Genomic DNA, 684 nt, shown 5'->3' on the forward strand with positions numbered 1-684 from the left:
ATTTTTCCTATTCCTTTATCCCGCCGGCGGCAAAACCGCTTGTGCACGCTGTTCCGGTTCCTGAATTCGGGCAGCAAATCTCTCCGCGGAGCGCCCGTGCGCGTCTGCCGCGTTAATAAAGAATCCCCGCTGCTTGCAGCGGGGTATTGAAAATTTCTCTTTGAAATCTTTGCGTATGCGGGGGAACAAATCCCCCGCACCCCAGTTTTCCGCAGCAAGCTGCGGGGTATCAGTCCTTAGAAGAAACTAATGAACAGGCGGCTGTCTTTCGCCGCTCCCCCGTGCTTCCCTGCTTGTCCGGGCAGCAGTTCTTTTATCCGTTCCCGCGCCTCGTCGCTTATATCGTGCCGGTGAATGCCTTCATTTCTTTTCATACCTCCCATTTTACCTCTTTTTCCTTTTTAGTCCACACTACCTAGAGACGGGTCTTTTCGCCTTCAAAATTGATTTTAAGAGCGACCGTAGACTGCGCCCGGTACTTATGAATAGCGCAATTCACGCAAGTGCACTGATGCACCGGCTCGCCGTTCATGCACCAGCCACAATAACGGCGGATTGCCGCTGTCCTGTCCGCGCCTCTATGCGGCTTTGCCAATCCGAAAAGCTCGCATCTGTCGTCTGCGCATTTATTGCCGTAGCAGTCGGCACAGCGCACTTTAATGACTTCTTTAGTGGTCATGATGC

At 52.9% G+C, this 684-nt stretch carries 2 protein-coding genes and 1 pseudogene; all 3 read right to left on the minus strand.

Annotated elements, in window-relative coordinates:
• Window positions 1-101: pseudogene (locus tag AWU74_RS12805) on the minus strand (IS5/IS1182 family transposase); the annotation flags it as partial.
• A gap of 135 nt (window positions 102-236) precedes the next feature.
• Window positions 237-374: a hypothetical protein gene (locus tag AWU74_RS11955; protein ID WP_187150925.1), complete on the minus strand. Its 138-nt coding sequence runs from the start codon at window positions 372-374 to the stop codon at window positions 237-239.
• 41 nt (window positions 375-415) lie between these two features.
• Window positions 416-684 (minus strand): hypothetical protein (locus AWU74_RS11960; RefSeq protein WP_187150926.1); only part of this gene is annotated, 269 nt, incomplete at its 5' end.

Source organism: Treponema endosymbiont of Eucomonympha sp., assembly GCF_001028545.1.

Coding starts and splice junctions, on each gene's coding strand:
- AWU74_RS11955 (WP_187150925.1), bottom strand. CDS start 374: ATGAAAAGAAATGAAGGCATTCACCGGCACGATATAAGCGACGAGGCG.